The organism is Methylobacterium sp. E-046 (assembly GCF_022829625.1).
Taxonomy (GTDB): Bacteria; Pseudomonadota; Alphaproteobacteria; order Rhizobiales; family Beijerinckiaceae; genus Methylobacterium; species Methylobacterium longum.
Genome location: NZ_JAKSYP010000122.1, coordinates 1 through 1,291, shown reverse-complemented (window position 1 = coordinate 1,291; position 1,291 = coordinate 1). Strand labels below are relative to the sequence as shown.

General features: G+C 66.8%; 2 protein-coding genes. Both read left to right on the top strand.

The window, feature by feature from the left end; translation table 11 throughout:
- The first annotated feature begins 323 nt into the window (after positions 1–323).
- Positions 324–863: a hypothetical protein gene (locus tag MKK82_RS11350; protein WP_243985755.1), complete on the top strand. Its 540-nt coding sequence runs from the start codon at positions 324–326 to the stop codon at positions 861–863.
- A gap of 241 nt (positions 864–1,104) precedes the next feature.
- A partial coding sequence (locus MKK82_RS11345) for a hypothetical protein (RefSeq protein WP_243985753.1) occupies positions 1,105–1,291 on the top strand: 187 nt, incomplete at its 3' end.

The window sequence follows — 1,291 nt, the reverse complement described above, 5'->3', positions numbered from 1 at the left end:
CGATACTGAACCCGGGACCGGCGAGGCACGCGCGGTCTCTCAGGAAGCCAAAAGCGGCGACAGCGGCCTCTCAGGCGCGGGTGCCCTACCGCGATGCCGAGCAGACGGCGAGCATCATCAGCCGGCCGACCTCGGCTCGGGAGCGGATTGATGCCGGCGCAGTCGCCTACGCCTCCATGCACCGGGCGCGAGGCAGTCGCTCCGCCGTCCCCCCTTCCACTTCTGCACCGTCCTCACCCTGGACGCTGCCATCTGCCCTCGCGCCGACGGACTAGCTTCATGCCGCGGCCCCTCGTTCACCCCCGCGAAGAAGGAACGCCGTGATGTCCATACGTTCGATCTGCTGCGCTACCCTCATCTCTGCCCTGGCCGGACCTGCGCTGGCGCAGGATGCACCCGCCGCGCCGGATACCTCGGCGGCCACGTGGCAGATGCCCTGGCAGATCGCACCGATTGGCCCTGCCTCGGCGGCGGCCGGTGAGCAAACGATCATGTCGATGGTGCCTGGAACCGGTTTGGTGAAAGGCACCTCCACCGCCCTCCAGTCCATCGGGCAACCTTTGCCGGGGGTGCCTGGCCGCAATCGAACCGTTGACACCTGCCGCACAGTCGTCATGAGCGAGGCCGGCAAAGCCGGCATGAAGCAGGTCGAGGCAGTCTCGGCCGGCGCGGATAAGACGGACAAGAAGGGCGACTACTTCGCGCCGGTGCGGTTTCGCATCACCTACGAGACGCCGATGATGTACGAGGTGCGTGAGGCCACGATGATCTGCGTCGTGAACCGCAAGGGCGCCATCGTCGACGCCTACATGCCTGCCGACGAGTCGATCGTCGCGCAGTGGACAGCCCTCGGCCGCCGGTGAGCTGATGGCGTCCCATTTTTTGATGTGCCAGCCACGCGATCTCGGCTGGCAGTTCGCATCAGTGCTAACCTGGGACAGCAACCGGCCGATGTTTATGACGGCCGCCTAACCGTCCCCTGTCACCATGCTGTGGGGCCACGTTGCGTATCCCCCCACCGCTGGTGAGATCGGACGCTCCCCCGCCCCGTGAGCAGATCGGGGCGGGGCCGAGCGGCCGAGGCTCCGCATGGGGTAAAGGGCCATGCCAATCCACTTGGAGAAGAAGCTGTCGGACGCGGAGCTGGACTGGCTCGCGCGTGAGCTGTTTGCCGAGGTGCGGGCCCAGCATTCCGAGAAGCCGCTGAGCAAGCTAGCCCAGGACGCGACCGGCGACGCCGGTGCGGATCTGCTCGACTGGCTGCTAGACGGCGGGGAGGATGCTGGTAATA